Here is a 1138-nt window from a genome sequence, read left to right on the forward strand (position 1 = left end):
TCGGCAGGTGGCTGGTGCGGGCGTTGCCGTCGGGGTCGGCGGCCATGGCCTCCAGGACGAGCCGGTACATGGCGCCGAGGCGCTCCAGGTTGGCCTGACTGATCACAGCCGCCGTCGTCCCCAGGTTGATGTACCCGTCGCGGGCCACCGCGCTGAGCGCGAACTCGTTCGGCGAGGAGTTCAACGTGGCATCCATGTCCACGTCGTCCTCGTCGACCTGGTGGAAGTTCTGGTACTCGAACAGGACAGGGACGAGGCGGTCGCCCTCACCCAGGTCGCGCTGGATGGCGGGGAGGGGGTAGCGGCGGTGGGCCCAGATCTCTGCTTCCTGGGCATAGACGTGCTCGACGAGTTGGCGCCAGGTGCCATGGAGCCGAACCGACGGGAAGGGCAGGGAGTTGAGATGCATGCCGAGGACGCGGTCGGCGTCGGGGGCTTCGAGGCGGCCGTGGTAGACGACGCCGGTGTGGAAGGCGTCGTCGGCCGTCAGCGAGCTCATGACCTTGAGGTGGGCGGCGAGCAGCACGCTCTTCAGCGAGGCCTTCGCCTGGACGGCCAGCCGCTGGAGCCCTTCCTGCACGTCGTGGTACGGCACATAGTGTCGATGGTGATCGACCGCGGAGCCGTGCTCCGCTGCCCAACTGTCCGGCATGCGCATCGGCGCGCGGCCGGTCACGATGTCCTGCCAGAAGGCCCGGTCCTCGGGGCTGGCCAGTGACTCCAGCTCGGCGGCGATGAAGTCGGCGTAACGTATGGCGAGGGGTTCGCCGGTGATGGGCTCTGCACCGTCGAGGATCTGGCGGTAGCACTCCTGGATCTCCACCAGCATGGAGTGGTAGCTCCAGCCCTCGGTCATCGCGTGGGCGTGGCTGAGGGTGAGGCGCCAGGCGTCGTTGTCCTCGAGGTGGACGGCGACGCGCATGAGGGGGGCGGTGGCGAGGTCGAAGCCGGTAGCCCATTCCTGGTCGGCGTAGTCGCGTCGGGCCTGGTGGAGCTGTTCGGTGTCGAGTCCGCGCCAGTCGTGCACGGTCAGTGGCAACTCGGCTGTTTGGTGGACGAGTTGGAGGGGCTGGGAGTAGCCGTCGAGGTGCATGGAGGTGCGCAGGATGTCGTGGCGTCGGGTGACGGTGTCGAGGGC

The 1138-nt window shown here is 68.3% G+C and carries 1 protein-coding gene; it reads right to left on the reverse strand.

Features of this window, described 5'->3' with window-relative positions:
- Positions 1 to 1138, reverse strand: a 1138-nt coding sequence (locus ACZ55U_RS39115; protein ID WP_465534422.1) for a condensation domain-containing protein, incomplete at both ends; no start/stop codon positions are given.

The organism is Kitasatospora sp. NPDC034533, assembly GCF_055575155.1.